The sequence below is a fragment of the Gilliamella sp. B14448G11 genome (genome assembly GCF_016101765.1).
Classification (GTDB): Bacteria; Pseudomonadota; Gammaproteobacteria; order Enterobacterales; family Orbaceae; genus Gilliamella; species Gilliamella apicola_N.
The window spans coordinates 192,681-218,978 of record NZ_JACFPX010000004.1 but is presented as its reverse complement, the minus strand read 5'-3'; the positions used below and the strand labels follow the sequence as shown (position 1 = coordinate 218,978).

General features: G+C 35.0%; 25 protein-coding genes and 2 pseudogenes. 20 read left to right on the top strand and 7 right to left on the bottom strand.

Features of this window, described 5'->3' with window-relative positions:
- Positions 1 to 84 precede the first annotated feature (84 nt).
- Positions 85 to 543, top strand: coding sequence for a methylglyoxal synthase (locus H3S88_RS04885; RefSeq protein WP_198226890.1), 459 nt, complete (start codon positions 85 to 87; stop codon positions 541 to 543).
- Positions 544 to 1,755 carry a multidrug efflux MFS transporter MdtH gene (gene mdtH / locus H3S88_RS04880; RefSeq protein ID WP_198226892.1) on the top strand — a complete coding sequence of 404 codons (1,212 nt, stop codon included), beginning with the start codon at positions 544 to 546 and terminating at the stop codon, positions 1,753 to 1,755.
- Here mdtH and H3S88_RS04875 read toward each other — a convergent pair.
- Together H3S88_RS04875 and lpcA are read right to left on the bottom strand one after the other, a co-directional pair.
- Entirely contained in the window at positions 1,733 to 2,512 is a 780-nt protein-coding gene (locus H3S88_RS04875) for a class II glutamine amidotransferase (protein ID WP_198226894.1), read from the bottom strand. The two genes, mdtH and H3S88_RS04875, sit on opposite strands and share 23 nt — an antisense overlap.
- Position 2,513: 1 nt before the next feature.
- On the bottom strand, positions 2,514 to 3,092 hold the full coding sequence (lpcA, locus tag H3S88_RS04870) for a D-sedoheptulose 7-phosphate isomerase (protein ID WP_198226895.1): 579 nt from the start codon (positions 3,090 to 3,092) through the stop codon (positions 2,514 to 2,516).
- Positions 3,093 to 3,473: 381 nt separating this feature from the next.
- On the opposite strand from lpcA, the gene ribE reads away from it, so the two are divergent.
- The 11 genes and pseudogenes from ribE to gorA all read left to right on the top strand — a co-directional run bounded on the left by ribE (position 3,474) and on the right by gorA (position 13,444).
- Positions 3,474 to 3,944: a 6,7-dimethyl-8-ribityllumazine synthase gene (gene ribE, locus H3S88_RS04865; protein WP_065738607.1), complete on the top strand. Its 471-nt coding sequence runs from the start codon at positions 3,474 to 3,476 to the stop codon at positions 3,942 to 3,944.
- A gap of 4 nt (positions 3,945 to 3,948) precedes the next feature.
- Complete coding sequence (gene nusB, locus H3S88_RS04860; protein WP_025316228.1) at positions 3,949 to 4,368, top strand: transcription antitermination factor NusB; 420 nt, start codon at positions 3,949 to 3,951, stop codon at positions 4,366 to 4,368.
- A 21-nt stretch (positions 4,369 to 4,389) separates the two neighbouring features.
- A complete protein-coding gene (locus H3S88_RS04855) occupies positions 4,390 to 5,439 on the top strand; it encodes a TrmH family RNA methyltransferase (protein ID WP_198226896.1) in 1,050 nt (349 codons plus the stop codon).
- Between the two features lie 163 nt (positions 5,440 to 5,602).
- On the top strand, positions 5,603 to 6,538 hold the full coding sequence (nadR, locus tag H3S88_RS04850; RefSeq protein WP_198226897.1) for a multifunctional transcriptional regulator/nicotinamide-nucleotide adenylyltransferase/ribosylnicotinamide kinase NadR: 936 nt from the start codon (positions 5,603 to 5,605) through the stop codon (positions 6,536 to 6,538).
- Positions 6,539 to 6,600: 62 nt separating this feature from the next.
- A complete protein-coding gene (ubiE, locus tag H3S88_RS04845; protein ID WP_086326087.1) occupies positions 6,601 to 7,377 on the top strand; it encodes a bifunctional demethylmenaquinone methyltransferase/2-methoxy-6-polyprenyl-1,4-benzoquinol methylase UbiE in 777 nt (258 codons plus the stop codon).
- A gap of 14 nt (positions 7,378 to 7,391) precedes the next feature.
- Positions 7,392 to 8,933, top strand: coding sequence for a ubiquinone biosynthesis regulatory protein kinase UbiB (ubiB, locus tag H3S88_RS04840; RefSeq protein WP_198226898.1), 1,542 nt, complete (start codon positions 7,392 to 7,394; stop codon positions 8,931 to 8,933).
- A 68-nt stretch (positions 8,934 to 9,001) separates the two neighbouring features.
- Positions 9,002 to 9,217: a twin-arginine translocase TatA/TatE family subunit gene (gene tatA, locus H3S88_RS04835; RefSeq protein ID WP_232352440.1), complete on the top strand. Its 216-nt coding sequence runs from the start codon at positions 9,002 to 9,004 to the stop codon at positions 9,215 to 9,217.
- A gap of 3 nt (positions 9,218 to 9,220) precedes the next feature.
- A pseudogene (tatB, locus tag H3S88_RS04830) lies at positions 9,221 to 9,544 on the top strand (Sec-independent protein translocase protein TatB); the annotation flags it as partial.
- Positions 9,545 to 9,558: 14 nt separating this feature from the next.
- On the top strand, positions 9,559 to 10,332 hold the full coding sequence (tatC, locus tag H3S88_RS04825; RefSeq protein WP_198226901.1) for a twin-arginine translocase subunit TatC: 774 nt from the start codon (positions 9,559 to 9,561) through the stop codon (positions 10,330 to 10,332).
- 47 nt (positions 10,333 to 10,379) lie between these two features.
- Complete coding sequence (hldE, locus tag H3S88_RS04820) at positions 10,380 to 11,804, top strand: bifunctional D-glycero-beta-D-manno-heptose-7-phosphate kinase/D-glycero-beta-D-manno-heptose 1-phosphate adenylyltransferase HldE (protein WP_144091348.1); 1,425 nt, start codon at positions 10,380 to 10,382, stop codon at positions 11,802 to 11,804.
- 287 nt (positions 11,805 to 12,091) lie between these two features.
- The gene (gorA, locus tag H3S88_RS04815) at positions 12,092 to 13,444 is read left to right on the top strand and encodes a glutathione-disulfide reductase (RefSeq protein WP_086326092.1); all 1,353 of its coding nucleotides are present in this window, start codon (positions 12,092 to 12,094) and stop codon (positions 13,442 to 13,444) included.
- 97 nt (positions 13,445 to 13,541) lie between these two features.
- On the opposite strand, the gene H3S88_RS04810 is transcribed toward gorA, so the two are convergent.
- Positions 13,542 to 14,891 (bottom strand): MFS transporter, encoded by a 1,350-nt coding sequence (locus H3S88_RS04810; protein WP_198226903.1) that lies wholly within the window; start codon positions 14,889 to 14,891, stop codon positions 13,542 to 13,544.
- Positions 14,892 to 15,093: 202 nt separating this feature from the next.
- Between H3S88_RS04810 and H3S88_RS04805 the strand changes: the two genes are divergently transcribed.
- From H3S88_RS04805 to H3S88_RS13485, 4 genes and pseudogenes are all read left to right on the top strand, one after another.
- Entirely contained in the window at positions 15,094 to 15,657 is a 564-nt protein-coding gene (locus tag H3S88_RS04805) for a DNA-3-methyladenine glycosylase I (protein ID WP_065738616.1), read from the top strand.
- A 22-nt stretch (positions 15,658 to 15,679) separates the two neighbouring features.
- Entirely contained in the window at positions 15,680 to 16,273 is a 594-nt protein-coding gene (locus tag H3S88_RS04800; RefSeq protein ID WP_198226905.1) for a YdcF family protein, read from the top strand.
- A gap of 125 nt (positions 16,274 to 16,398) precedes the next feature.
- A complete protein-coding gene (gene mnmE / locus H3S88_RS04795; RefSeq protein ID WP_086318505.1) occupies positions 16,399 to 17,760 on the top strand; it encodes a tRNA uridine-5-carboxymethylaminomethyl(34) synthesis GTPase MnmE in 1,362 nt (453 codons plus the stop codon).
- Between the two features lie 129 nt (positions 17,761 to 17,889).
- A pseudogene (locus H3S88_RS13485) lies at positions 17,890 to 18,015 on the top strand (hypothetical protein); the annotation flags it as partial.
- Positions 18,016 to 18,184: 169 nt separating this feature from the next.
- Here the strand turns inward: H3S88_RS13485 and H3S88_RS04785 are convergent.
- The 3 genes from H3S88_RS04785 to H3S88_RS04775 form a co-directional block, all read right to left on the bottom strand.
- Positions 18,185 to 19,609 carry an MFS transporter gene (locus H3S88_RS04785; protein ID WP_232352441.1) on the bottom strand — a complete coding sequence of 475 codons (1,425 nt, stop codon included), beginning with the start codon at positions 19,607 to 19,609 and terminating at the stop codon, positions 18,185 to 18,187.
- 15 nt (positions 19,610 to 19,624) lie between these two features.
- Complete coding sequence (locus H3S88_RS04780; protein ID WP_198226907.1) at positions 19,625 to 20,797, bottom strand: M20 aminoacylase family protein; 1,173 nt, start codon at positions 20,795 to 20,797, stop codon at positions 19,625 to 19,627.
- Between the two features lie 397 nt (positions 20,798 to 21,194).
- Entirely contained in the window at positions 21,195 to 21,767 is a 573-nt protein-coding gene (locus H3S88_RS04775) for an RNA 2'-phosphotransferase (protein WP_198226909.1), read from the bottom strand.
- Positions 21,768 to 22,476: 709 nt separating this feature from the next.
- Here H3S88_RS04775 and H3S88_RS04770 point away from each other — a divergent pair.
- Positions 22,477 to 22,722, top strand: coding sequence for a hypothetical protein (locus H3S88_RS04770; protein ID WP_198226911.1), 246 nt, complete (start codon positions 22,477 to 22,479; stop codon positions 22,720 to 22,722).
- A 458-nt stretch (positions 22,723 to 23,180) separates the two neighbouring features.
- A complete protein-coding gene (locus H3S88_RS04765) occupies positions 23,181 to 23,384 on the top strand; it encodes a heavy-metal-associated domain-containing protein (protein WP_198226913.1) in 204 nt (67 codons plus the stop codon).
- Between the two features lie 185 nt (positions 23,385 to 23,569).
- On the opposite strand, the gene H3S88_RS04760 is transcribed toward H3S88_RS04765, so the two are convergent.
- On the bottom strand, positions 23,570 to 24,943 hold the full coding sequence (locus H3S88_RS04760) for an MFS transporter (RefSeq protein ID WP_198226915.1): 1,374 nt from the start codon (positions 24,941 to 24,943) through the stop codon (positions 23,570 to 23,572).
- A 439-nt stretch (positions 24,944 to 25,382) separates the two neighbouring features.
- Between H3S88_RS04760 and H3S88_RS04755 the strand changes: the two genes are divergently transcribed.
- The gene (locus tag H3S88_RS04755) at positions 25,383 to 26,270 is read left to right on the top strand and encodes a LysR family transcriptional regulator (RefSeq protein WP_198226917.1); all 888 of its coding nucleotides are present in this window, start codon (positions 25,383 to 25,385) and stop codon (positions 26,268 to 26,270) included.
- The last annotated feature ends 28 nt before the right edge of the window (positions 26,271 to 26,298 follow it).

The following is a 26,298-nucleotide window of genomic DNA, read 5'->3' as shown; positions in this document are numbered from 1 at the left end:
GATTGATCAATAAATATCCCTTGCACTTTAATTCATACTCTGTTAAAAAATTAACAAAAATTATAAAGAATTAGGACAACAAAAATGCGTTATACCACTCGTAAATTACCAGCAAAAAAAAATATTGCATTAGTTGCGCATGATCACTTGAAAGAATCACTGTTAAATTGGTGTCAAAAAAATCGAGAAGAACTTGCACATCATAATTTATGTGGAACAGGAACAACGGGCACCTTAATTAAAAAAGAAACAGGATTAAATATTACCCCAATGCTTAGTGGACCAATGGGTGGTGATCAGCAAATAGGTGCACTAATTGCGGAAGGTAAAATTGATATTCTTATCTTTTTTTGGGATCCACTTAACGCCGTTCCTCACGATCCAGATGTTAAAGCGTTATTACGGTTATCAACAGTTTGGAATATCCCAGTTGCAACCAACCAAGCTACTGCCAATGCATTAATTCAATCGGCCATTTTTAAACAAGAAGTTGATATCGAAATTCCTGATTATCAAGGTTATTTAGCCGAAAGAGTTAATTAAATGCCAATACCATCCCAAATTCGCAAAACTGGCAGACAAATACTGTTGTTGGATAATTTGTTTATTGTCTTAGGATTTTACGTCGTTTTTCCTCTGGTTTCGACTCATTTTGTAAGTCAAGTCGGATGGAGTGCTCTATTTGTCGGTTTTGCTTTAGGTTTTCGACAATTTGTGCAACAAGGTTTTGGAATTATTGGTGGCGCGATTGCTGATCGTTTTGGTGCAAAACCAATGATTGTTACTGGAATGTTTTTGCGTTGCGTCGGATTTATTTCGATGGCGGTTGCTAGCGAACCTTGGCTATTGTTACTTTCTTGTTTGCTTTCAGCATTAGGAGGATTACTCTTTGATCCTCCTCGTATGGGATTGACTATTAAATTCACTCGTCCACATGAGCGTGGCAAATTTATTTCGCTATTAATGATACAAGATAATGCAGGAGCAGTTATTGGTGCGCTTATTGGTGGGATTTTAATTGATTATGACTTCCATTTAGTCTGTTGGTGTGGGGCTTTTATTTTCTTCTTGTGTGGTATTTTTAATATTCTCTTTTTGCCAGCTTACCACATAGCCATAGGTAAAGCGCCAATCATCAAAGGTATGAAAATGGTTGTTAAAGATAAAAAATTTACCCGTTATGTGCTTACTTTAACCGGTTATTATGTGTTATGGGTACAGATAATGTTAATGTTACCGCTCACTATAACCCAAGTATCTGGTAGCCCTAGTTATGTAAAATGGATGTATGCAATTCAAGCTGGTATTTCACTGGTATTACTTTATCCACTTGCGCGCTTAAGTGAAAAATATTTTAGATTGGATCAACGTCTTAAATTCGGTCTGTTCTTGATGTCATTTGCTTTTATCATTATTGGTTTTACGACACATTTATCTATGCTTTTAACACTAATTGCACTCTTTTATTTAGGGGCAATTGTTGCTGAACCTGCCAGAGAAACTTTATCAACGGTTTTAACAAATCCTAAAGCTAAAGGCAGTTACATGGGGTTTAGTCGGTTAGGGCTGGCTCTAGGCGGATTTATTGGTTATACCGGTGCGGGATGGCTTTATGATATTGCTATGGAGATTGGTTTTCCACACTTACCTTGGATTATATTAACCTTTATTGGCTTATTAACATTAGCGTATTTACAGTACTTATTCAAAGACGAACCGCCAATGGTTCGCGTTAAGATGAAAAAGATTGGTTGATTTCACCATTTTTAAACAAGATTGCTTCATTTGCATTAAGTTTATTCCAAGTCTCATTTGATGTTAAAGGTAAAGTCGAAATAATGGTTACTACATCATTAGGTGTTGTATGTTTTTGAAAATCAATTTCTACATCTTCATCAAGTAGTTTTGCTTTGCCAAATGGAGCTCTACGGGTTATCCAATGTAGATTGGTGGTGCAGTAAGCAAAGACAAATTGTCCATCAGAAAGTAACATATTAAATATTCCCAGCTTACTGAGATTATCAGCACAAAGCTTTATAAAGCGAAACAAGGCTAAATCATCAGTAGGTTGCTGGGGATACGTTTGGTGCAGTTGGTTAATTAAGTGACAAAAAGCATACTCGCTGTCTGTTTCACCTACGGGTTGAAAAAGGCCTGTATCCAGATTTTGGTAATCAGTTAATTGACCATTGTGGGCAAAAGTCCAATTTTTTCCCCACAACTGACGCGTGAATGGATGGGTATTTTCAAGTGCGACTCCGCCACGATTTGCTTGTCGAATATGTGCAACTACCGCCTTAGACTTAATAGGATACTCTTGAACCATTTTGGCGATTGCAGAGTAACTACAAGGCTCAGGATCTTTGAATGTTCGGCAACCTTTTCCTTCATAGAACGTGATTCCCCAGCCATCTTTATGGGGACCTTTATCCCCACCTCGTTTAATTAAGCTGGTAAAACTAAAACAGATATCCGTTGGCACGTTAGCGCTCATACCCAATAGTTCACACATTTTATTTGGCCATCTCTTTTTCAATAAGTAAAATAAGGATATGGATAACTTTGATATGGATTTCTTGTACGCGATCAGCGTAGCCAAAATGTGGAACACGGATATCCACATCTGCAAGTCCATTCATCTTACCGCCATCTTTGCCCGTTAGTGTAATGATTTTCATGCCTTTTTGTTTAGCCGCTTCAATGGCTTTAATTACATTGGTTGAATTGCCTGATGTTGAAATACCGAGTAACACATCGCTTTTGTTACCCACACCTTCAACATAGCGTGAAAAAATGTAATCAAATCCATAATCATTACCTACACATGAAATATGGCTTACATCCGATATTGCAATTGCTGGATAGGAAGGACGATTATCACGAAAACGACCCGTTAACTCTTCAGCAAAGTGCATGGCATCACAATGAGAACCGCCATTACCACACGACAATACTTTACCGCCTTGCTTAAATGAATCGGCAATTAATATCGCTGCTTGTTGAATAGCTTTAAGATTTTTTTCATCCGAAATAAATTTTGTTAGTACATCAATTGCTTGGGTTAATTCGTTTCGAATATTGTCAATATACATCAGTCCTACCTCGTAATTAAAAAAGCTTTATCACCATTGTAGTTTTTTCCTAACTGCTTGCAAGCGATAATAAAAATTAAATTACAAATTTTGTAAAAAAGTTTCAGGTAAGGCATATGTTTAAGTAAAAAAAGAAGAGGAATTAAGCAAATTAGCTTATTAATTGCATAAATTTTTTATGTTAACGAATGAAAAAAAATTATTGTGCATTAATAGACAAAATATTTGTATTTCTTTTACCAATAAATTGTTAGATAAAGCTTGTTCGAAGCGTTATTTGCCAATAGGATAAGCCGTTAATTTGTGATACAATTTTATAGGAAAATTTTCACAAATAAAGATAGTGAAATTGCATTTAAAATCAATAAATAAGGAATTAACATGCAAACTGTTACAGGTCAAGTTGCAGCACCCAATGCTAAAGTTGCCATTATTGTGGCTCGATTTAATCAATTTATTAACGAAAGTTTGGTCAATGGTGCTGTCGATGCGTTGACTCGTATTGGTCAAGTTGACGAAAAAAACATTACCATAATTTGGGTGCCAGGTGCTTACGAAATTCCCTTAACCGCTAAAGTTGCAGCGCAATCAAAAAAATACGATGCAATTGTGGCGTTAGGTACGGTTATTCGAGGTAGCACAGCTCATTTTGACTTTGTTGCAGGTGAATCGAGTTCTGGATTATTAAATGCAAGTTTGGATCATACCATTCCGGTGGGATTTGGTATTTTAACAACCGAATCTATTGAACAAGCTATTGAACGTGCAGGTACAAAAGCTGGCAATAAAGGTGCCGAAGCAGCGTTAACTGCATTAGAAATGCTAAATATTATCAAAGCAATTAAGGAGTAATTTAGTGGCATTAGTTAATCCTCGTCGTCGAGCAAGAGAGTGTGCGGTACAGGCCATTTACTCTTGGCAAGTTTCTAGAAACGATCTTGCTGATGTTGAGACCAGTTTTATTGCAGAACAAGACATGAAAGGTGTTGATACTAAGTATTTTAGAGAACTGTTACATGGTGTTGCTAAAAACACTGCGGAATTAGACGAAAAAATGGCTCCTTATCTCACTGAACGTAAAGTCGAAGAACTAGGTCAAGTAGAACTTGCCATATTACGTATTGCACTTTATGAATTAATGAAGCGTCAAGATGTACCTTATAAAGTTGTGATAAACGAAGCGATAGACTTGACTAAAACATTCGGTGCAGCTGATAGCCATAAATTTGTTAATGGTGTATTAGATAAGATAGCCCCAACCATCCGAACGCGATAACCGATTAATTGTGAGATTGATATGACCGACAATACTGAAAAAAGTAAACCAACTATTTTTTACGCTAAACATAGCGAGCCTAAAAAAGACTCTCGTGCTAATAAACAAAAATCAACTGGATGGAAAGATAAGCGTAAAAATGATGCTTTTCAGTCTAAACCGAAGCGTGATCGTAATGACCGTATTGAAACTTTTCAAGCACGCAGTGATAGACCAAGGTTTGCAAAAAAAAGTATTGTTATTGAATTAAATCGATCTCCATCAGAAATTGAACACGATTCTCCATGGCAGAAGAAAGTACGTGCCAATGATCAAACACCGACATTTGGTTATGACGGATATCGACAACGTAAAGAAGAAACTTTAGTTTACAGCGAAAATAGTTGTAAAGCGGTATTCAAACATCGACGCAGTGCTATTGTAAAATTGTTTATTATCCAAGAGATGACTTATCAGTTTAAAGAGTTAATCAATTGGTTAGTTCAAGAGCGTTTAGGTTATGATATTGTTTCTAATGAACAGCTTAATAAAATAACCCAAACACAGCATCATGGTGGAGTCTGTTTGATTGTTAAAAAACGTATTCCATTAAACTTATTAAATTATTTAGAACAAAAAAGTGATGCTGATAAGGATTGTATTTTAGCGATTGATGATGTTAATAATCCGCATAATTTAGGAGGATTAATAAGAAGTGCAGCTTTTTATCGTGTAAATGCTGTCATGTTACGTCAAACAAATCTGCTTGATAGTGGCGCTGCAATGCGAGTCGCTGAGGGTGGTATAGAAGCAGTTGAATCCATTAAAAGTGATGATTTTGTTGCTTCGCTTGATATGTTAAAGCAACAAGGTTATCAAATCGTTGCTTTACTACCTTGTCAAACCAAATCGGTTGCTTCGAGCGAATTACATAAAGTTCAATTTAATAAAAAGATTGCTTTAGTTATTTTTCAGCAAATTAATATGAAACTTGTTAACTGTGCTGATGTCGTTGTACATTTGAAAGGTAATGATAATATGCCGGCACTGAATATTTCAGTTGCTACAGGGATTTTATTATCAAATTTATAAAAATATTGAATTATAATTTAATTAAATATTATCATAATGTTACGCTGAAGGACCTGAAAGGTTCTTTGGTGAAATATATTTAATAGCATCATTTGATTAGAAATAGCTTTTTTTTTCTGTACATTGTTAACTAGTAAAGCATATAAATGTGTTGGTGTTTGTTATGACGTATGAGTATAAAGTTGGTTTAATTTTTGGTAAGTTTTATCCTTTACATTGTGGCCATATCTATTTAATTGAAAAAGCAATGACTCAAGTTGATGAGCTGCATATTTTTTTAGGTTGTGAAGCAACACGAGATAAAGAACTTTTTGATAAAAGTCATCTACCAAGACAACCTCAAGTTAGCGATCGTTTTTCATGGTTAAAAGAAACGTTTAAAGATCGTCATAATATTCATATACACATTTTAGATGAAGCGGGCATTAAATCTTACCCCAATGGCTGGAAAGATTGGAGTGATCGTGTTAAACAGATTTTATCTAAGCATAAAATTAAACCAAATGTTGTATTCACCAGTGAACCACAAGATGTCAAAGATTATGAATTCTATTTCGATTGCCCAGTAATTATTGTTGATGCTGATCGTAATTTTATGAACATCAGCGCGACGCAAGTTCGCCAAAATCCTTATAAAAACTGGTCATTTATTGCTGATGCGGCTAAACCATTTTTTGTCAAAAAAGTCGCAATTATTGGCCAAGGTAAATTCAATGAGTTGTCGCTACAACTGGCCAATATTTATAATACGCAACATGTCAGTAATGGTTACATTAACTATATAGACCGAGAGATTTCAACTCCATATAATCAACGTTATCTTAGTGAAACAGATTATATTCGCATTGCAATTTTACATGTGGAACGGCTTTCAAGAGCAGTAGAAAATAGCAATAAACTGCTTTTCACAACGATTGACTTTGATACATTAGCTCAATATTACACACAGATTTTTGAAAAAGAAAATCAAGTGTTGAAAGGGCTGAAAGACAGTTATCATTTCGATTTAGTGATTCATCAAAATGATCTCGATCCTAATCATACTCCTGCACAACATTTTGAAACGGTAAGCAAGATGGTTGAAGCATTATTGATTTAGTTCATCACATTTATTCATGCTTATGTTAAAATAAGCTAAATCTTTGTGATAGGTAAATTTTTATGTCTCAATCATCTGACAATCAAGATAATACAAATCAAGAAAAAATTGATTTTGGTTATCGGCAAGTCTTAAAAGAAGAAAAAGTTAAACGTGTCGCCGATGTATTTCATTCTGTTGCGGATAAATATGATGTAATGAATGATTTGATGTCATTTGGTATTCATCGTATTTGGAAAAAAATCACCATTGAATATAGCAGTGTGCGTAAAGGTCAAAAAGTGTTAGACCTTGCTGGTGGAACGGGTGATTTAACTGCAAAATTTTCTCAACTTGTCGGTGATAATGGTTTAGTTGTCTTGGCAGACATCAATGAATCCATGTTAAAAGTTGGACGTGATAAACTGCGCGACAAAGGCCTATTTAAAAATATCGAATATGTACAGGCTAATGCTGAAGAATTACCTTTTGCGGATAACTATTTTGATTGTATTACCATTTCGTTTGGTCTTCGCAATGTTACTGATAAAGATAAAGCATTACGATCTATGTGGCGAGTATTAAAGCCGGGTGGACGTTTACTCATTCTGGAATTTTCTAAACCACAATACAAAATTCTAAATAAAGCTTATGATCTTTATTCCTTTACCATGTTACCATTAATGGGCAAAATTGTGGCAAACGATTCTGATAGTTATCGTTATTTAGCTGAATCAATCCGCATGCATCCAAATCAAAATACCCTAAAAAAAATGATGGAAGATGCAGGCTTTGTCGATGTTAAATATCACAACATGACAGGTGGTATTGTCGCATTACATACTGGCTTTAAATTTTGAAGCGATGACAAATAATGACATTTTTTCGACTTTATAAAATATTAACAGTATTTCATGCTTATCGTTTGAATGAGCTTTTGCCAGCACATCGTTTATCAAAATGGCTACGCTTTTTATTGCTTTGTCTATTTTGGGTGAAACCGAAAGCCAAGCAACAACCAATTGGTGAACGTTTACGTCAAGCTTTACAAGAGTTAGGACCGGTTTGGATAAAATTCGGGCAGATGATCTCAACTCGACGTGATGTGTTACCCAAAGACATTGCGAATGCATTAGCAAAATTACAAGATCAGGTCGATCCTTTTGACGGTAAAATTGCTAAACAACTTATTGAACAAGCACTTGAACAACCCATCGACTATTATTTTACTAATTTCGATGAAAAACCATTAGCGTCAGCATCAATCGCTCAAGTGCATACGGCTACATTAAAACATAGTCAAGCCGAAATCGTAATCAAGGTATTACGTCCTAATATTATGCCAGCAATTCAAGCCGATATTGGTTTGATGTATTGGGTAGCAAAACAATTTACTAAACGTATAAGATTTGGCGAGAAACTGCGTGCTGTTGAAATCGTACGAGATTATGAATCAACACTATTAAAAGAGCTCGATTTACTGCAAGAGGCTTATAATACTGCTAGGTTACGCGAAAATTTTATCAATAGTAATATTTTATATATCCCTTATGTATATCAAGAGTTATGTCGTAAGAACGTCCTTGTTGAAGAACGAGTAAAAGGGGTTCCTATTGCCAATGTTGAGCAACTTAAACAACATAATGTCGATATGAAATTACTTGCTCAGCGTGGCGTTCAAGCTTTCTTTACTCAAGTCTTTCGTGATAACTTTTTCCATGCGGACATGCATCCAGGTAATATTTTTGTTGATATCTCTGATCCTAACGATCCTCGTTATATCGGGATTGATTGTGCAATTGTTGGCATATTAAGTAATGATGATCAACGTTATCTTGCAGAAAACTTCTTAGCTTTTTTTAATCGCGATTATCGAAAAATAGCGGAAACCTATATTGCTTCTGGCTGGGTACCTGAAACAACCGATATTGTAGCTCTTGAAAGGGCTATGCGAAATGTTTGTGAGCCTGCTTTTGCCAAGCCACTGGCCGAAATATCATTTTCACACATTTTATTGCAATTGTTTGAGGTAGCTCGGCAATTTGAGATGGATATCCAACCACAATTAATACTGCTTGAAAAAACGCTATTTTATATTGAAGGATTGGGTCGCCAGCTTTATCCTGAACTTGATTTATGGCAAACTGCCAAACCTTTTTTAGAAAAATGGTATAAAGATAAATATAGTGCGCAAAAGCTATTGCAACAAGCATGGGAATCATTACCGCAATGGCGAATCATTTTGCCTCAGTTACCAGCGAAATTGAATGATTATGAACGAATAACCAAACAGATGAATACCCAATTAAAACAAATTAACCAAGAGTTACAACAAAGTAAAAGATGTCAGCAATATTTAATGACAATACTTGCTTTAGTGAGTGTTGCAGGTATTGCATTGCTTATTATTCATTAATTGTTACTGTTGGAATCTTATTATTTAAGTGTATAATTTAAATCTCAACTTTATTGGAGATAAATATCATGATGCCAAGCTTGCCTCAACTACTCATATTAATTGCTGTTGTTGTGTTATTATTTGGAACTAAAAAGTTACGCTCGTTGGGCTCTGACCTTGGTGCATCAATTAAAGGCTTTAAAAAAGCCATGAATGATGACGATGATAAACCCGAAAGCAGTAATTCAGCAAAAGTTGAAAATCTTAATTCGACTGATGACAATAATTCTAAAAAAGAGTAACACGTGTTTGACATCAGCTTTGGTCAGCTATTATTAGTATTAATTATTGGACTGGTGGTATTAGGGCCAGAGCGATTGCCTGTCGCTATTAAAACTGTTGCTGGTTGGATAAAAGTACTGCGCCGTATGTCAGCAACAGTGCAACTGGAATTAAACAAAGAACTAAAATTGCAAGAGTTGCAAGACAGTTTAAAAAAAGCTGAACAAAGCGGTTTAAAAGCACTGACTCCAGAAATTCAGGAATCAATTGATGACTTAAAACGCGTAACAGAATCGTTACAAAAAGAGATCGATTCGGCCTCTCAATTGGATCCTCAAATTCACTCAGATAAAGATAAATCATGACTGACGATGCTACACAACCTTTAATTGGACATCTTGTCGAACTCAGAACACGCCTACTACGTTGTATTATTTGTATATTAGTCGTATTTAGCGGTTTACTCTATTTTTCTAATGATATTTATCATATTGTGGCAAATCCACTTATCAGTCAGTTACCACAAGGTAGCAGTATGATAGCAACAGATATTGCCGCGCCATTTTTTACCCCGATTAAATTAACGGCTGTAGTGGCAATATTTATCTCAATTCCTTATGTACTTTACCAAGTCTGGGGATTTGTTGCGCCAGCGTTGTATCAGCATGAAAAACGCTTAGTTATGCCATTAATTGTATCAAGCACTGTTCTTTTTTATCTTGGCATTGCTTTTGCCTATTTTGTCGTATTTCCACTGGCGTTTTACTTTTTTATCCACACGGCACCGATTGATGTGGCGATAAATACTGATATCACAAAATATCTTGATTTTGTGATGACACTTTTTATTGTATTTGGTTTCGCTTTTGAGGTTCCTGTTGCTATTATATTACTTTGTTGGACAGGCATAACTACACCTCAAAGCCTACGTAAAAAACGCCCGTACATCATTGTAGGGGTGTTTGCTGTCGCTATGTTTGTCACACCTCCTGATGTCTTTTCTCAAATTTTATTAGCTGTACCTATCTGTCTGCTTTTTGAAATCGGAACTTTCTTTGCACGTTTTTACCAACCACGTAAACACGAAGATAGTGAAGAAGATGCTTTTGCATCTGAAGATGAAAATGAAAAGTAATAACAGATGACTATGATTTAAATAACCAGTAAGGATAACTAATCATAATGAAAACATCATTACCTGATTTTAACCGTGCTAATGTACTCGTTGTGGGTGATATCATGCTCGATCGCTATTGGTATGGAGGCACTAATCGCATATCGCCTGAAGCGCCCGTACCGGTTGTCAAAATTGATGCCTTAGAAGAAAGACCCGGCGGAGCGGCCAATGTTGCAATGAATATCACCTCACTGTGTGGTAATGCACGTTTAATTGGTTTAACAGGGATTGACGAACCTGCCAAAATTCTTGATGAACAATTAAGTAAACATAAAGTACAATGTGATTTTGTATCAGTATCGACACATCCGACTATTACCAAATTACGCGTTTTATCGCGCAATCAGCAATTAATTCGTATTGATTTTGAAGAGGGGTTTGGTAATGTTGATTCTACACCTATGCTTGAACGCATTCAAACCGCATTAGAAACACATAAAGTTATGGTCTTATCGGATTACGCCAAAGGTGCGCTATCGGCAGTACAAGCCATGATAAAACTGGCTAATCAAGCAAATGTTCCGGTATTGGTCGATCCTAAAGGTACGGATTTTGAACGTTACCGAGGCGCTACGTTACTTACTCCAAATATGTCGGAATTTGAAGCCGTAGTTGGTCGATGCCAAACAGAAGAAGATATTGTTGAAAAAGGTCATCAACTGATTAAGCAATATGATCTAAAAGCACTATTAGTGACTCGTAGTGAAAAAGGCATGACCTTGTTGCAATTAAATAAACCAATTTATCATCTACCAACACAAGCGAAAGAAGTGTTTGATGTAACGGGAGCAGGTGATACCGTTATTGCCACATTAGCCGCGGCCTTGGCTGCCGGTCAATCATTAGAAGAGAGCTGTTTCCTTGCCAATGCTGCTGCAGGTGTTGTGGTTGGCAAACTGGGTACATCAACCGTTTCGCAGGTTGAACTGAGCAACGCTATCCGTGCACGTGCCGATGATGGTTTTGGAGTAATGACTGAAGATGAGCTTAAAGAAGAAGTAAAAAAAGCTCGTATGCGTGGTGAAAAAATTGTGATGACCAATGGTTGTTTTGATATCCTGCACGCAGGACATGTATCTTACCTTGCTAATGCAAGAAAGCTGGGCGATCGTCTCATCGTTGCAGTTAACAGTGATGCATCGGTAAAACAATTAAAAGGTGAATCAAGACCCATTAATCCACTTATGCAACGCATGATTGTTCTGGGTGCACTCAATTCAGTTGATTGGGTTGTTCCATTTGAAGAGGAGACACCACAACGACTTATTGCCAGCATCCTGCCAGATGTATTAGTCAAAGGCGGTGATTATAAACCTGAAGATATTGCGGGAGGCAAAGAAGTCACTGCTGCCGGTGGCACAGTCAAAGTCCTCAATTTTGAAGATGGTTGCTCAACCACCAACATTATCAATGCCATTAAAAACCGCTAACTTTCTTCGACAAAATCGGTTACTGAATCAAGTAACCGATTAGTCTAGCGGGCGTTACACTAATCAAACGTTTTATACTCGCTTTTCATTTTAATATTACTTCCCCAGATAGGCTGAAAATTAAGAGCTTTATATACCTAACGCCCTAATAAAATGGTTTTTTATCCAATATACCTAAGATCAATCGTTAAAATCTATTGTTAAATTTTATAATTAACGCTTTTTTTATTATTCACTTTGTGCAAAGCTATTACTTAATTTGGGAGAACGATTACAGAGGATATTTAATGACCAAACATTATGATTATATAGCGATTGGCGGTGGAAGTGGCGGTATCGCATCAGTGAACCGAGCAGCGTCATATGGTAAAAAATGTGCAATTATAGAAGCAAAATTGTTAGGTGGAACATGTGTTAACGTAGGTTGTGTACCTAAAAAAGTGATGTGGTATGGTGCACAAATCGCCGAAGCAATTAATCACTACGGTCCGGATTACGGTTTTGATACGACAATTAATCAATTTAATTGGGATAAATTACTTGATAGCCGAAATGCCTATATCGATCGTATTCACCAATCCTATGATCGTGTTTTAACTAATAACAATGTTGATATCATATACGGTTACGCTAAATTTGTTGATGCACATACAATTGAAGTAAATGGTGAACATTACAGTGCCGATCACATTTTAATTGCAGTAGGGGGTAAACCGACAATCCCAACTATCCCTGGTGCAGAATATGGTATTACCTCTGATGGTTTTTTTGCATTAAAATCTTTACCTAAACGCGTTGCTGTGGTTGGGGCAGGGTATATTGCTTGTGAAATTGCAGGGGTTGTGCATGCATTAGGGGCAGAGACTCACCAATTTATTCGTCAAGCAACACCATTAAGATCGTTTGATCCGTTGATTATTAAAACCTTAATGGAAGTAATAACGGAAGAAGGACAGCATCTACACACGTTTGCTATTCCACAATCAGTTACTAAAAATAGCGATGATAGTTTAACCTTAACCCTTGAAAATGGTGAAAGTTATACGGTTGATTGTCTAATTTGGGCAATAGGTCGTGAACCCGCTACACAGGATATGAACTTATCTGCGGCAGGTATTGACGTTAATGATAACGGATTTGTTATTGTCGATAAATTCCAAAATACGAACGTGCCTGGCATTTATTCTGTTGGTGATGATACTGGCGCAATGGCTTTAACACCTGTTGCTGTTGCGGCTGGGCGTCGTTTATCGGAAAGATTGTTTAATAACAAACCTGATGAACATTTAGATTATACTAATATTCCAACAGTGGTATTTACGCATCCAGCAATTGGTACTGTAGGCTTAACCGAACCGCAAGCGATTTTAGAATACGGTGATGAAAACGTCAAAGTTTACACCTCAAGCTTTACGGCTATGTATACGGCTGTCACAAGTCACCGCCAACCTTGTCGAATGAAACTGGTTTGTGTGGGACCTGACGAAAAAATTGTTGGAATACATGGTATAGGGTATGGTATGGACGAAATGTTACAAGGATTTGCTGTGGCACTAAAAATGGGTGCAACTAAAAAAGACTTTGATAACACTGTTGCTATTCACCCAACAGCTGCAGAAGAGTTTGTTACAATGCGCTAATGTATTTGTGTTAATACATTAAAGATTCATCATATCTTGAACTAAAAAACAGGGCGCTTGCCCTGTTTCTAATTTGGTATCTTGATTAATTGACGGATTAATTAGGTGCGTTATTTTGCCAACCCTTTTGGGCTAGCTGAGAAAACCCAACTAAAACCGCAAGTAAAGCTACAGCTGAGATATAAATACCTGCACCAAGATAACTATATTCACCTAAAATATGATCAGGACTTAATAAATAGATCGTTAAAGTCGGTGTGATTGCACTAAATAGCGCATAAGCTAAATTATATGATAATGATAACCCAGAATAACGAATAGCAGGGGGAAACGTTCTCGTACCAATAATTGGAGTCATGGCGATGGATCCAATAAATAGGCCAAATACTGCCCAAATCGAATAAAGTTTTGTTAATGACATATCTGCGCTTAATGAACTGTAAAAATAGATACTGGCTATTGCTAATCCGCCCCAAGTCACGATAACGGTTTTTGCTGTTCCTAATTTATCATCTAACCAACCAGAAATAACACAGCCAATTGATAATGTTAAAGCAGCAATACACCCACCAATACGCCAATCAAGATTAGCAAAATGATACATACCACCCACGATACGTCCGGGAGTGATTAAGATACCCACCATAATTGCGGTTGATAATGACCAAGTTAATAAAGCGACAATTAAACAAGCTTTTTTATGTTTTTTTATAACAGTCACAACGGGAATACTTTTTTCTAAAGCTTTACGGGCAGCTAATTCCTTAAAAATTGGTGTTTCAGATAAAAATTTTCGTAAATAGACGGAAATGACGCCAAAAATACCACCAATAATAAATGGAATACGCCAAGCGAAATCTAAAATATTTTGATTAGTAAAATAGAGATCAATAATAATCGTGACGAAAAATCCAAGTAAAATACCGCCCGTAATACCAGATGTTAGCGTACCAACACCCAAACCATAACGTTGTTTTGGGGTATGCTCAGCGATAAATACCCAAGCACCTGGCATCTCGCCCCCAATTGCAGCCCCTTGTAACATACGCATAACTAACAGCAGTAAAGGAGCAAAAATACCAATGGTTTCGTAAGTTGGTAACACACCAATAATAAAGGTTGGTAGAGCCATCATTGCTACGCTAAGAGTAAACATCTGCTTTCTGCCCACTTTGTCGCCAAAGTGTGCCATGATGATGCCGCCAATTGGACGAACCAAATAACCAGCAGCAAAAATACCCCAAGCAAATAAATCTAACGTTAATGGCGATAAGGTATGGGGCAAAAACAGCGGTTTGACAATGGTATCAATATATAGCGCGTAGATAACAAAGTCATAAAACTCAAGTGTTCCACCTAAAGATGACAATATTAATGTCTTAAAATCCTTACTATTTAATGGCCGAGCACTAGGTTGCCATTGGGCATTTATTTCAGATTGACTCATGAAAAACCTTCTATTTATTTGAGATAGCCAGAAAAAATCTATCCTTTTTGATTTTTTTAAATGTAGAAATTATTCTGCCACAAAAAAATGACTTTTTTTCCCTCATAAAAAAATTTAATGTTTGCTATAAAACTGAGGATTTGATTTATAATTTAAATTAATAAATTTTTTAAAATACTGAATAATTTGGATGAAAACAAGAATGAATAATACTAATAAAACACGCTGTGATTGGGTTTTAAATGACCAAATTTATATTGATTATCATGATAATGAATGGGGAATAGCCCAATATGATAGTTTAAAATTATTTGAAAAAATCTGTCTTGAAGGACAACAGGCAGGATTATCATGGATTACTATTTTAAGAAAGCGCGATGAGTATCGTCGTTGTTTTTTTAATTTCGACCCTTATAAAATCATCCAACTTATGCCTGAGGATATTGAACATTTGCTTGAAAACAAAGGATTGATTCGCAACCGATTAAAACTCAACAGTATTGTCAAAAACGCTCATGCCTATTTAAATATGCAAAAAAATGGTGAAGATTTTTCACAATTTATCTGGTCTTTTGTTGATAATAAACCGATAATCAACCACTTTAAAGATAAGAGTGAAGTACCTGTTAATACTGACATCTCTGATCGAATGTCAAAAGCATTAAAAAAACGAGGATTTTCCTTTGTCGGCTCTACCATATGCTATGCTTTCATGCAATCAATGGGACTTGTCGACGATCATTTTGAAAATTGTTTTAAAAAGTGAAACAAGGGGTAAGGTAATGTTAATGAAATTAATAAAGTATGGTTTTTTATTAATATTAATCTATTTCATTGTCTGTAACATTGTTATCTATATTTATGCTGAGAAAAAACCGAGTCAACATGCCCAAACTATGGTTATATTAGGCTCCCAAGTCATTGGTACTCCCGCTATAGCATCACCAACTTTAGCTGACAGATTAGATGTCGCTGTTCAATATCTTTACCAAAATCCTGAAACTAAAGTGGTTGTATGTGGTGGACAAGGTGAAGACGAATCAGCAACAGAAGCCAGTGTAATGGCAAAATATCTTATTGATAAAGGGATAGAGGCAAACCGAGTTTATCAAGAAGATAAATCAAGGCGTACTGCTGAGCAATTTATTTTTGCCAATCAGGTGTTACCTCTAGGCAACACGGTGGTCGTTACCAATGATTTTCATATTTTACGCTCAATAATGCTTGCTAAACGTTCAGGTGTGCATGATGTATCGGGTTTATCGGCACCATTAGCGTTTAATAATGGTGATAAGTATGTTGCATTAATTCGCGAGCCACTTGCATTAGCAAATTCTTGGCTCTTTGATCACCCTAGTGATAATACAAAAACCACAAATTAACTACGAAACGATGGATAAAATACGCTAAAATTAACGAATAACGGCAAAAGCGTTAGTCACTACTGTTTTTGCCGAGCGTCCATGATATCATTAATCATCAAAATTTAAATTAGCTATAAACAAATATGAAATCAGATACAATTGTAGCGCAAGCAACACCACCAGGTCGAGGTGGTGTAGGTATTTTGCGTATATCAGGCCCTAAAGCGCAAGAGGTTGCGCAGGCAGTATTAGGTAAATTACCTAGACCAAGGTATGCCGAATATCTTCCATTTTTAGCTAACGATGGCTCAACACTTGATGAAGGTATTGCTCTATTTTTTCCTAATCCGCACTCATTCACTGGTGAAGATGTGCTTGAATTACAAGGACACGGCGGTCCAGTTATTTTAGATTTACTTTTAAAACGCGTACTTGAAATCGCTAACGTACGCATTGCCAAACCAGGTGAGTTTTCGGAAAGAGCATTTTTAAATGATAAACTTGATTTAGCCCAAGCCGAAGCGATTGCTGACTTAATTGATGCCAGTTCAGAACAGGCGGCCAAATCTGCTATTTCATCTTTGCAAGGTGTATTTTCTAAAAAGGTTAATGCACTGGTTGAATCCTTGATTCATTTGCGTATTTTTACGGAAGCGGCTATTGATTTTCCGGAAGAGGAGATTGACTTTCTTTCTGACGGTAAAATAGAAGCAGAACTGAATCAAGTTATTGAACGATTAAACGAAGTTCGCCAAGAAGCTAAACAAGGCACTCTATTGCGCGAAGGGATGAAAGTGGTTATTGCTGGTCGACCAAATGCCGGAAAATCCAGTTTACTTAATGCGTTAGCTGGACGTGATGCAGCTATTGTTACCAATATTGCAGGTACTACTCGCGATGTACTTCGTGAACATATTCACATTGATGGTATGCCTTTGCACATCATTGATACCGCTGGACTACGTGAAGCAAGTGACGAAGTAGAGCGGATAGGTATTGAGCGTGCATGGCAAGAAATCGAACAAGCCGATCGCGTTTTATTTATGGTCGATAGCACAACAACGAATGAAACTAATCCCGAAAAACTTTGGCCAGAATTTATTGAACGATTACCAAAAAATATACCTGTTACAGTGATTCGCAATAAAGCAGACTTAACGGGCGAGGCACTTGGTTATAGCGAAGAAGAGGGATATGCGCTTATTCAATTATCTGCTCGAACAGGAGAGGGTGTGACATTATTGCGTGAGCATCTAAAACAAGCTATGGGATTTTCAAGTAGTACAGAAGGTGGCTTTTTGGCTAGACGTCGTCACTTGCAAGCACTTGAAAAAGCCTCTGAGCATTTAAATAATGGTCAATACCAACTTATAACATTCCATGCAGGAGAACTCTTAGCCGAAGAGTTAAGATTAGCTCAAGAAGCCTTAAGTGAAATCACTGGACAGTTTACTTCTGATGATTTATTAGGAAGAATATTCAGTTCATTCTGTATTGGCAAATAAATTAAATGTGTCAAAAAATTCATATTTTAATGAATATTTCTCATAATTAACCCCATATTGCTTTTAAGCTTTATGGGTTTAATTCATCTATCTTTAAAAAAATAGGGATAGAAGCTAATTATAACATTCCATGCAGGCGAACTCTTAGCCGAAGAGTTAAGATTAGCTCAAGAAGCCTTAAGTGAAATCACTGGGCAGTTTACTTCTGATGATTTATTAGGAAGAATATTCAGTTCATTCTGTATTGGCAAATAAATTAAATGTGCCAAAAAATTCATACTGTTAATGAATATTTCTCATAATTAACCCCATATTGCTTTTTAAGCTTTATGGGTTTAATTCATCTATCTTTAAAAAAATAGGGATAGAAGTTAAAAGTTCCACCCCAATGATAAGTTTTAATATTATAAAAAGTTAACCTGATTTATTTATTCTTACCGGCATTGCTTGGAACTAAAATTAAAATTGAAGTAAAGCATAACAGACAAAATCCAACACTAATCCAGAGTCCCAGTGCTGCAGCTATTGCTATGCTTTGACCACTGGCAATAATTGCTGAATAGGTGGATGCTGAAATGGCTACACCAAATGCACCGCCTAATGAGCTTGCCATTTTATAAATTCCTGATGCAATACCAACCTTATCTTCAGGAGCGCTTGATATTGCGGTATCGATTGATGGCGTTGCATAAAAACCTAAGCCAAGACCAAATAAAATATAGCCCCCCAACACCGAAATAATATAAAGCGTATCGGGTAAGAAAGTCAGCGTCATCAACGCAATTCCTGAACCAGTAATTAATGGTCCGAGTAACATTGGTTTTTTTGCGCCTACTTTTTGTAAGATTTTTTCTCCAACTCGAATCATACATAGCACTGACACTAAATAACCAATGGTCAATAATCCATTTCCGAAAGGTGTAAAGCCTCGTCCTTGTTGGGTATAAGTACTGGCAACAATTAATGTACCGGCAACAGAATTAAGCAGAAAGTTAGATAAGGTAGCACCACGGTAAGGAACATTTTTAAATAATGAAAAATCGATAAAAGCGCCACTCGCTTTACGTGTTTCAATAACAAAAAATAAAATAAGAAAAACAAAACATACCGTAGCCAAGGATAATGTCACGACACTTGTCCAACCAAATGTTGATCCTTTAGTTATCACAAGATTTAATGAAACCAGAGTAATAACAAAAACAAATAGTCCTACATAGTCAAATTTTGGCAAACTTGAAGGATCTTCGATTTTGGTTTCTGGTGTACCTTTCAATAACAGCATACCGAGCACAGCACAGATGATAGAAATAATAAAAATCCACTGCCAACCCAAATAAGTTGCTATAGCACCGCCAGCAAGCACACAAGTACCTGAACCGCCCCAAGAGCCAATCGACCAAAAGCTTAATGCGCGCTGGCGCTCTTTACCTTGAAAATAAGTTTTCACTAATGCCAAAGTCGAGGGCATAATACAGGCAGCAGACAAACCTTGAATAATGCGTCCAATGATGAATAACACTTCACCTTGAGCGAAGATCAAACAAAGGCAACCAATAATACTTAAAATAAAACCTAAATAGGTAAAACGAACCCGCCCAAAACGATCAGCAAGTCCGCCAGCAACCACAATAAAACAACCAGAAAAGAGGGCGGTCAAACTCACCGCCAAATTAAAAGACGCAGGTGTAATACCGACAGAATGCTGAACTGCTGGCCCAACATTGACAATTGATTGAGCAAAAAGCCAAAAAGTAATGACCCCTAATACAATACCTAATATTAACCGGTTATCATTTTTAAATGGCACAGCTTCAGAATTTGTTGAATTTGACATATTTAAATTAGCCATAGATGTACGCTATCCTTATTTACTTAAATATGTTTCAGTTAATGCAACCCAATATGACGCAGCAGGAACAATACATTTATCATTAAAATCATAACCAGGATTATGTACACTACAAAAACCAGGTTCATCACCATTGCCAATAATCATGTAACAACCGTTTGGATTACTCTCTAACATAAATGCAAAATCTTCACTGCCCATAAAAGGATGACAATTATCATGAACACGATCTTCTCCGAATAATTTTTGGGCAACGTCAAATGCAAATTTTGTTGCATCCGCACCATTATGTAAAACAGGACTACCATTGACATGCTCGATTTTAACGCAGGCACCAAAACTTTCCGCCTGAGAAGTGGCAATTTCAGTAATACGTTTAAGTAATAAAGTTCGAGTATCATTATCTAATGCTCTAACGGTTAGTTTCATAAGTGCATCGCTATTAACAACATTCGGCGCTTCACCAGATTGAATACAACCAATGGTTATAACAGCTTGCTCAAACGGAGAAACATTACGAGAAACAATACTTTGCAGTGCAGTGCCGATATAACATGCGACAAGGGTCGCATCAATTCCTCGTTCAGGCATGGCGCCGTGAGCACCTTTCCCTTTAATATTGATATGAATGGTATCGGATGAAGCCATAAGTGCACCGGCTCTAAAATAAAAATGGCCTTCTTTAAATCCGGGCATATTATGAATACCGAAAATAACATCACAAGGAAATTTTTTAAATAAGCCATCATCCACCATCACCTTTCCACCATACAATAACTCTTCTGCAGGTTGAAAAATGACATGTAACGTGCCATCAAAATTACGGGTTTGGGCAAGATATTTAGCTGCACACAGTAAAATAGTGGTATGCCCATCATGACCACAACCATGAAATTTGCCATGGATAAGACTACTCCAAGGTTTTCCGGAGGCTTCAACTATAGGTAAAGCATCCATATCGGCTCGGATACCAATTTTTTTATTACTGGTACCATTTTTCAAAACACCAACGACGCCTGTTTTGGCTAACCCTCGATGAACCTCGTATCCCCACTCATCCAATTTATTTGCAACCAAATCGCTGGTTTTATTCTCTTCAAAACCTACTTCAGGGTGCTGATGAATTTGATGTCGAATCTCAATAAATTCTTGTTCTGTTTTCCTAATTGTTTCCATAATATGTTGCATTTTTCGGCTCCTAATTAACCTGAATATCGTTTATGAAAAAAATAAAAAAAAGACGACTACACATCTGAGCCAAGATCAAAATGAAAAACAGCAGACAAATTAATCACAACACCTGCTTAGATGAATAAATATACAATACCCTCAATTTTTGCTGATGTCGATGATTTCTATCATGTAATATTTGAAAATTGTTATGTCAAACTTGTATTAAGATATGAACTTACGAAGGATGAGGAAAGAATACGTTAAACTAACCGCACTATTATCGATTCTAAAAAATAGAAATAGATTTGACTAATAGAGATACTTTTAATTAATCTAAAAGTGTGCTCTACCTTAATTAAATTATTTTTATGCAAATGAATAGAAATTATTTTTTTAGTTATACTGATTTATTTTAAATAACTTCTAAAAATTGGCTTGGCACATTATTCGTTAACCAAACCCCATTATCGGCTAAATAAAACTTAAAACCTTGTTGAAACATTGCTAATGCGTTAATTCTTAAGACAATTGGTTTTCCATGACGTTTACCAACGGTTACGGCTGTTTTTTCATCAATTGAAATATGAACATAATGGCGTTCGCCTGCAATCAAACCTTGTTGAAAAATTGAATCAAGAAAATGGGTTGCTGTACCATGATACAAATATTCAGGCGGAGTTTTCTCATTATACGCTATATTAACTTGCTTAGTTGAATGCCCTTGTGCTGCACGAATTTTTAGATTATCTTCGGACAGAGTAAAGCGTTTTTTATCATTGGTTCTCACGACTTCGGTAATTAAATCTTGAGAAATTTGCATACCATGTTTCTTCGCTTGCCGAATTAAAACATCTACTCCAACCCAACCATTACTATCTAATGTGATACCTATCGCTTCTGGTTTATGCCTTAAGATATAGCTTAAAAATCGACTAATCTTCTCTAAATCTTTACTCGTACATTTAATATTTGATTTTTTACTCATGCAATTAATATTTGAACGGTTAAATAATAAGTTTGATTTTATCTTTTATTAAAAGTAATACAAGGTATATTATTAAAATATACGGCAAATTATCAAACATATATAATCATATCAAATGTAAAAATATTAATTAAATGGTATGCATGTCTAAATTATTTCTACATAAAATATCGACTAACTAAATTCAAAAGGTATGTGTTGCAATTATCAATAATCTTTTATCGATTTATTCTAAATAGTTTTTTACGTTAACCTATCAAAAGGATGATTAATTTTTTATATTTCAAAGTTAATTATATCGTTACCAATTTTATTTCTGTGCTGTTTGCTTTTTTTATCTGAATTAGATGTAATATTCATAGATTTGTTGATAAAATAGACAACAAATGTTTTTTAATTTAGGTAACTTCATTAGATGCCCTTTTTTATCTGGCTTTTTTAAATAGTCATTTAGAGCTTGTGGCACTATTGAGGTTATATTTACCGATAATTTTTTTAAGTTATTTTCTTTCATTTTGATCTGATAAGTAAGTCAAACACAGTTACTGTTTTATTTTGAAGCAATATAAATAAGTCTTAATTAGTATTTTGATAATTACTAAACCTGCTGCGCAAAGCTTTATATCCACTATTACTAAAAGAGTCGTAAATTTCGCTAGATGAGAATTAATTGATAATAAAATTAATAATTTAAAAAGGAGAAAGTAAGATGAAGTATAGAAAATATTTAGCATTATTGTTTTTATGTATAGCGATGCCTTTACTGTTGTTTTTGATTATTTTAATTACAAGTTTAATATCTTCAATTTTGTTTTATTTTAATACAAATCAATTTGTAATTAACACTGAAGATATATATATAGCCTGCAAAATAGCTCCTTTAGGTATTCCAATCGGGATCTATCTTTGGTATTTAGAGTGCCGTCGTTTAGGAATTAATATGATTGGCAAATAATTAAGATCCCAGTCTAAAAACTGGGATTTTTTATATCAGTTACCTACTTCGTAAATTCCAACATCAATTTGTCTTTTTTAGTGGTATGGCTAGCTTAGCAGCTAAAATAAAGGGAGATTACTCACAATAAATACAGCAACATTTGGCATTACCATCTATTCCTACACATATGGCGGATATGACGATATATTTAAAAAAATAAGTCAGATAGCTTTATTGAAGGTCACGAGCTAATATTAGTACCGTTATTTATTTCAATTATGATGATCAGTTGTTTATTGGAACAGTGTATTTAATTGAGTGGTTTTAATAATATTCCAAACTATTTTTTTTATCAGTTTATTGGCGTAATATAGTTATTACGCCTTACTTAGCTAGCAAACTTATTTTTATTTAGGGGATACCTTAATTTTGCTAAATGAGTAATTAAATTATTAAATAACCAAAAGGGGTTAATGATGAAATTAATAGTCGATAATATGAGTTGCCAACATTGTGTCAATACCATCACGAAAGCAATCAATGCTATCGATTCCAAAGCGAAAGTAACGGTAGATCTTGCTAAGCATGAAGTTGATATAGAAGGTGGTACAATCTCGCAAGAAGCAGCAATTGCAGCAATTAATGACGCTGGATTTGAATTTGTGGGTATTTCGTATTAGAAATTAATAATATCTACTTAAATATTAATAAATTTAGGCGATTAATTTAAAAATCGCCTTTTTTATCTCACAGAATAATTGAAGAAACGCTAAAGCAAATTCTCTAGAAATTTTAATAGATTATGTTTAGTTTTTGTAAAAATTATTCAGGAGTCTATACCGTCACAAGTGGATGCGTAACTTAGTTAACGGTGGATACGTGATATACTCACTATAGACGAGAATGCAGCTATAAGGCTTGCAAAACTAAAAACATAAAAAACAAATCGTACAAAGTCTATTCCTCCAACACCATCTAATGCGATAATTATCACTACCACAATGGCGGCACCCATTGACTGACCAGTTGTTCTGGCTGTCGACAACATTCCAGAAGCAATAACAGTTCGATTTTTTTTAACATTAGTAAACATTTCTTTATTATTAGGAGGGATAAATAAACCATAGCCTACTCCACAAATAGCGACTCGCCATAAAATATTAATCGTAGATACAGTTTCAGGTAAAAAAGCTAATGAGCTTAATCCTAAACAAAAAAGGACTGCACCGATTGAAGATATTTTAGTTGGATTAAAATGATTAGAAAGTATGCCCGCTAGTGGTGCACAAAAAGCCACAGCTATAGGCCATGGAGTAAATATAAATGCTGATACAAGTACTGAATAACCATAAGTATGCTGTAATACAAATGGTAAACTGACCAATGCTATTCCTTGAGAGATAAAAATCAAAATTGAAGAAATTACTGCCAAACTGTATATCTTGGAACGAAATATATCTAACGGCAATAAGGGATATTTAGAATGATTTTGAATTTTAATAAATATTATAAATAAAATCATAGCAATAAAAACACAAGATATAAGTGTTTTATTATTCCAATGCCCTATTTGATCAACTGCAACGACAATTAACCCCAATGCAGTTGCAGAGCTTATTGCACCTAACCAATCAAACCCTTTTTCTTTTTCGCTATCTTTTCCTAGAAAGATAAAAGATAAAGTAATTGCAATGATACCAAGGGGAATATTGATATAAAATAACCAAGGCCAAGATAAGTATGAAATAATCAATCCTCCTAATGCAGGCCCAATGGCTGTACCTACAGCAAATACCATTGCATTCAATCCTAATATTGTTCCGAGCATATTTGTCGGAAGAATGGTTCGGTACAAACCTAACCCAACACTTATCATTATTGCATAACTGATTCCCTGTACCATTCGCATAGCAATCAAAATTGAAAAGTTTGGAGAAAGGCTGCAACCTAGTGATGAGAGTGTGAACAATAGCATTCCTAATTTGAAAAAAAGTTTTTCTCCAACTCTTGAAGATAATGATGCACAAATTAACATAGTTGCAGCACTAGCAATCTGATAACTATTGACAATCCAAATGCTTGATGAAACTTCTATATTTAATGCATTAACAATAGAAGGTAATGCAATATTCACTATTGAACTATCTAATGCCGACATCCCGACTCCGATCAAAATTGCTGCTGTAGCAAAGTAACTTTTTGAGGTATCGAATTCCTGTTTATGAAGTTTTTTTATCATTCTAATATGTCTTTTTTAAAGTTATTTATTTTAGATTGCCATAGCATCACTGGTTTATTTTTCACACAGCACTAAAAGGTTGCACAATTTTTTAATAATCCATAATCATGTTTCGTCATTTGATCGTGTAACCATTTTGCTATAAAGTAATTAAATGAACTTATTGCTAAAAATTATATTTATTAAAATGCAATAAAACCAACGAATAAAATCGAAGTATTCATCGAAAAGATTGATACCTTAAACATACCTATTTTTAGATGATTAATTCGATAATGGTGTTGATCCTAAATGGATAATGAAATAGATATTAGCTAGACTAAAATATGGTACTTAGTACGAACTCTGTTATTTAAATACAATTATTTGAAAATAGTTCCCAACTCAAAATATATAAATCAGTCTCTATATTAAATTAATTAATAACAAAAGGTGATGAATGAAAATAAGTGAACTTCAAGCATTCGTAACAGTTGTTGAGACAGGAAATATCACTCTAGCTGCTGAACGTTTGAATCGTGTACAATCCAGTATTTCTCACAGAATACGAAGTCTAGAAGATAATCTTGATACCCTTTTATTGGATAGAAAAACAGGGGGATGCATTCCAACTAAACAAGGATTGATATTGTATGAATATGCACTGAAAATTTTAAGATTAGCGGAAGATTGTAAAAAAGATATAGCCAATACTAAAGAAAATTATTTAAGTATAAATGTAGGAATAATTGAGTGTTTACCACCTTATATCATTACTTCTTTGATTAATTTAGGTCAAGAATTTGGATTGAATATTAATGTTACAATAGGCAACACTATTAGTTTACTTAGTGCCTATGATAAAAATGAATTTGATGCTGTAATTATTGGTGCTGGTTTTTCAAATGAAAAACATACAAGTAAAATTTTACTTTCGACTGAACTCGTCATAGTAACAGACAAAAGTTACCCAACAATTACCAATATTTCTCATCTAAATGGCAAAACTTTTTTAGTTAGTAGCAAACAGTGTGCAACATCAAAACGAAACTTCGAAATGTTATTTAATGCTGGTAATATTAAACCAGAACGTGTAATTGAATGTGGTTCTTATCCTGTGCTTTTTTCAAATATCGCTTTAGGTAAAGGTGTTGCATTGGTATTACGTTGTTCAATTAGTAATGAGATCAAACGCAAGATTAAAGTACATAAACTAGATACTCCATTCAATGATTTTAAAATTGAATTGGTTCATCATACTAATTACTCTTATTTTGATATCAATAAATTAATTAATATGATGATTTCGGTTTTTCAAGACCCACGATTAAGCTATATCGGTTATTAATGCCACAATATTTATTTAATAAATATTA

What these genes read in the sequence shown, in the direction of transcription:
- H3S88_RS04885 (WP_198226890.1), top strand. Translation starts at nt 85, where the DNA reads ATGCGTTATACCACTCGTAAATTACCAGCAAAAAAAAATATTGCATTA.
- mdtH (WP_198226892.1), top strand. Translation starts at nt 544, where the DNA reads ATGCCAATACCATCCCAAATTCGCAAAACTGGCAGACAAATACTGTTG.
- H3S88_RS04875 (WP_198226894.1), bottom strand. Translation starts at nt 2,512, where the DNA reads ATGTGTGAACTATTGGGTATGAGCGCTAACGTGCCAACGGATATCTGT.
- lpcA (WP_198226895.1), bottom strand. Translation starts at nt 3,092, where the DNA reads ATGTATATTGACAATATTCGAAACGAATTAACCCAAGCAATTGATGTA.
- ribE (WP_065738607.1), top strand. Translation starts at nt 3,474, where the DNA reads ATGCAAACTGTTACAGGTCAAGTTGCAGCACCCAATGCTAAAGTTGCC.
- H3S88_RS04855 (WP_198226896.1), top strand. Translation starts at nt 4,390, where the DNA reads ATGACCGACAATACTGAAAAAAGTAAACCAACTATTTTTTACGCTAAA.
- nadR (WP_198226897.1), top strand. Translation starts at nt 5,603, where the DNA reads ATGACGTATGAGTATAAAGTTGGTTTAATTTTTGGTAAGTTTTATCCT.
- ubiE (WP_086326087.1), top strand. Translation starts at nt 6,601, where the DNA reads ATGTCTCAATCATCTGACAATCAAGATAATACAAATCAAGAAAAAATT.
- ubiB (WP_198226898.1), top strand. Translation starts at nt 7,392, where the DNA reads ATGACATTTTTTCGACTTTATAAAATATTAACAGTATTTCATGCTTAT.
- tatA (WP_232352440.1), top strand. Translation starts at nt 9,002, where the DNA reads ATGATGCCAAGCTTGCCTCAACTACTCATATTAATTGCTGTTGTTGTG.
- tatC (WP_198226901.1), top strand. Translation starts at nt 9,559, where the DNA reads ATGACTGACGATGCTACACAACCTTTAATTGGACATCTTGTCGAACTC.
- hldE (WP_144091348.1), top strand. Translation starts at nt 10,380, where the DNA reads ATGAAAACATCATTACCTGATTTTAACCGTGCTAATGTACTCGTTGTG.
- gorA (WP_086326092.1), top strand. Translation starts at nt 12,092, where the DNA reads ATGACCAAACATTATGATTATATAGCGATTGGCGGTGGAAGTGGCGGT.
- H3S88_RS04810 (WP_198226903.1), bottom strand. Translation starts at nt 14,891, where the DNA reads ATGAGTCAATCTGAAATAAATGCCCAATGGCAACCTAGTGCTCGGCCA.
- H3S88_RS04805 (WP_065738616.1), top strand. Translation starts at nt 15,094, where the DNA reads ATGAATAATACTAATAAAACACGCTGTGATTGGGTTTTAAATGACCAA.
- H3S88_RS04800 (WP_198226905.1), top strand. Translation starts at nt 15,680, where the DNA reads ATGAAATTAATAAAGTATGGTTTTTTATTAATATTAATCTATTTCATT.
- mnmE (WP_086318505.1), top strand. Translation starts at nt 16,399, where the DNA reads ATGAAATCAGATACAATTGTAGCGCAAGCAACACCACCAGGTCGAGGT.
- H3S88_RS04785 (WP_232352441.1), bottom strand. Translation starts at nt 19,609, where the DNA reads ATGGCTAATTTAAATATGTCAAATTCAACAAATTCTGAAGCTGTGCCA.
- H3S88_RS04780 (WP_198226907.1), bottom strand. Translation starts at nt 20,797, where the DNA reads ATGCAACATATTATGGAAACAATTAGGAAAACAGAACAAGAATTTATT.
- H3S88_RS04775 (WP_198226909.1), bottom strand. Translation starts at nt 21,767, where the DNA reads ATGAGTAAAAAATCAAATATTAAATGTACGAGTAAAGATTTAGAGAAG.
- H3S88_RS04770 (WP_198226911.1), top strand. Translation starts at nt 22,477, where the DNA reads ATGAAGTATAGAAAATATTTAGCATTATTGTTTTTATGTATAGCGATG.
- H3S88_RS04765 (WP_198226913.1), top strand. Translation starts at nt 23,181, where the DNA reads ATGAAATTAATAGTCGATAATATGAGTTGCCAACATTGTGTCAATACC.
- H3S88_RS04760 (WP_198226915.1), bottom strand. Translation starts at nt 24,943, where the DNA reads ATGATAAAAAAACTTCATAAACAGGAATTCGATACCTCAAAAAGTTAC.
- H3S88_RS04755 (WP_198226917.1), top strand. Translation starts at nt 25,383, where the DNA reads ATGAAAATAAGTGAACTTCAAGCATTCGTAACAGTTGTTGAGACAGGA.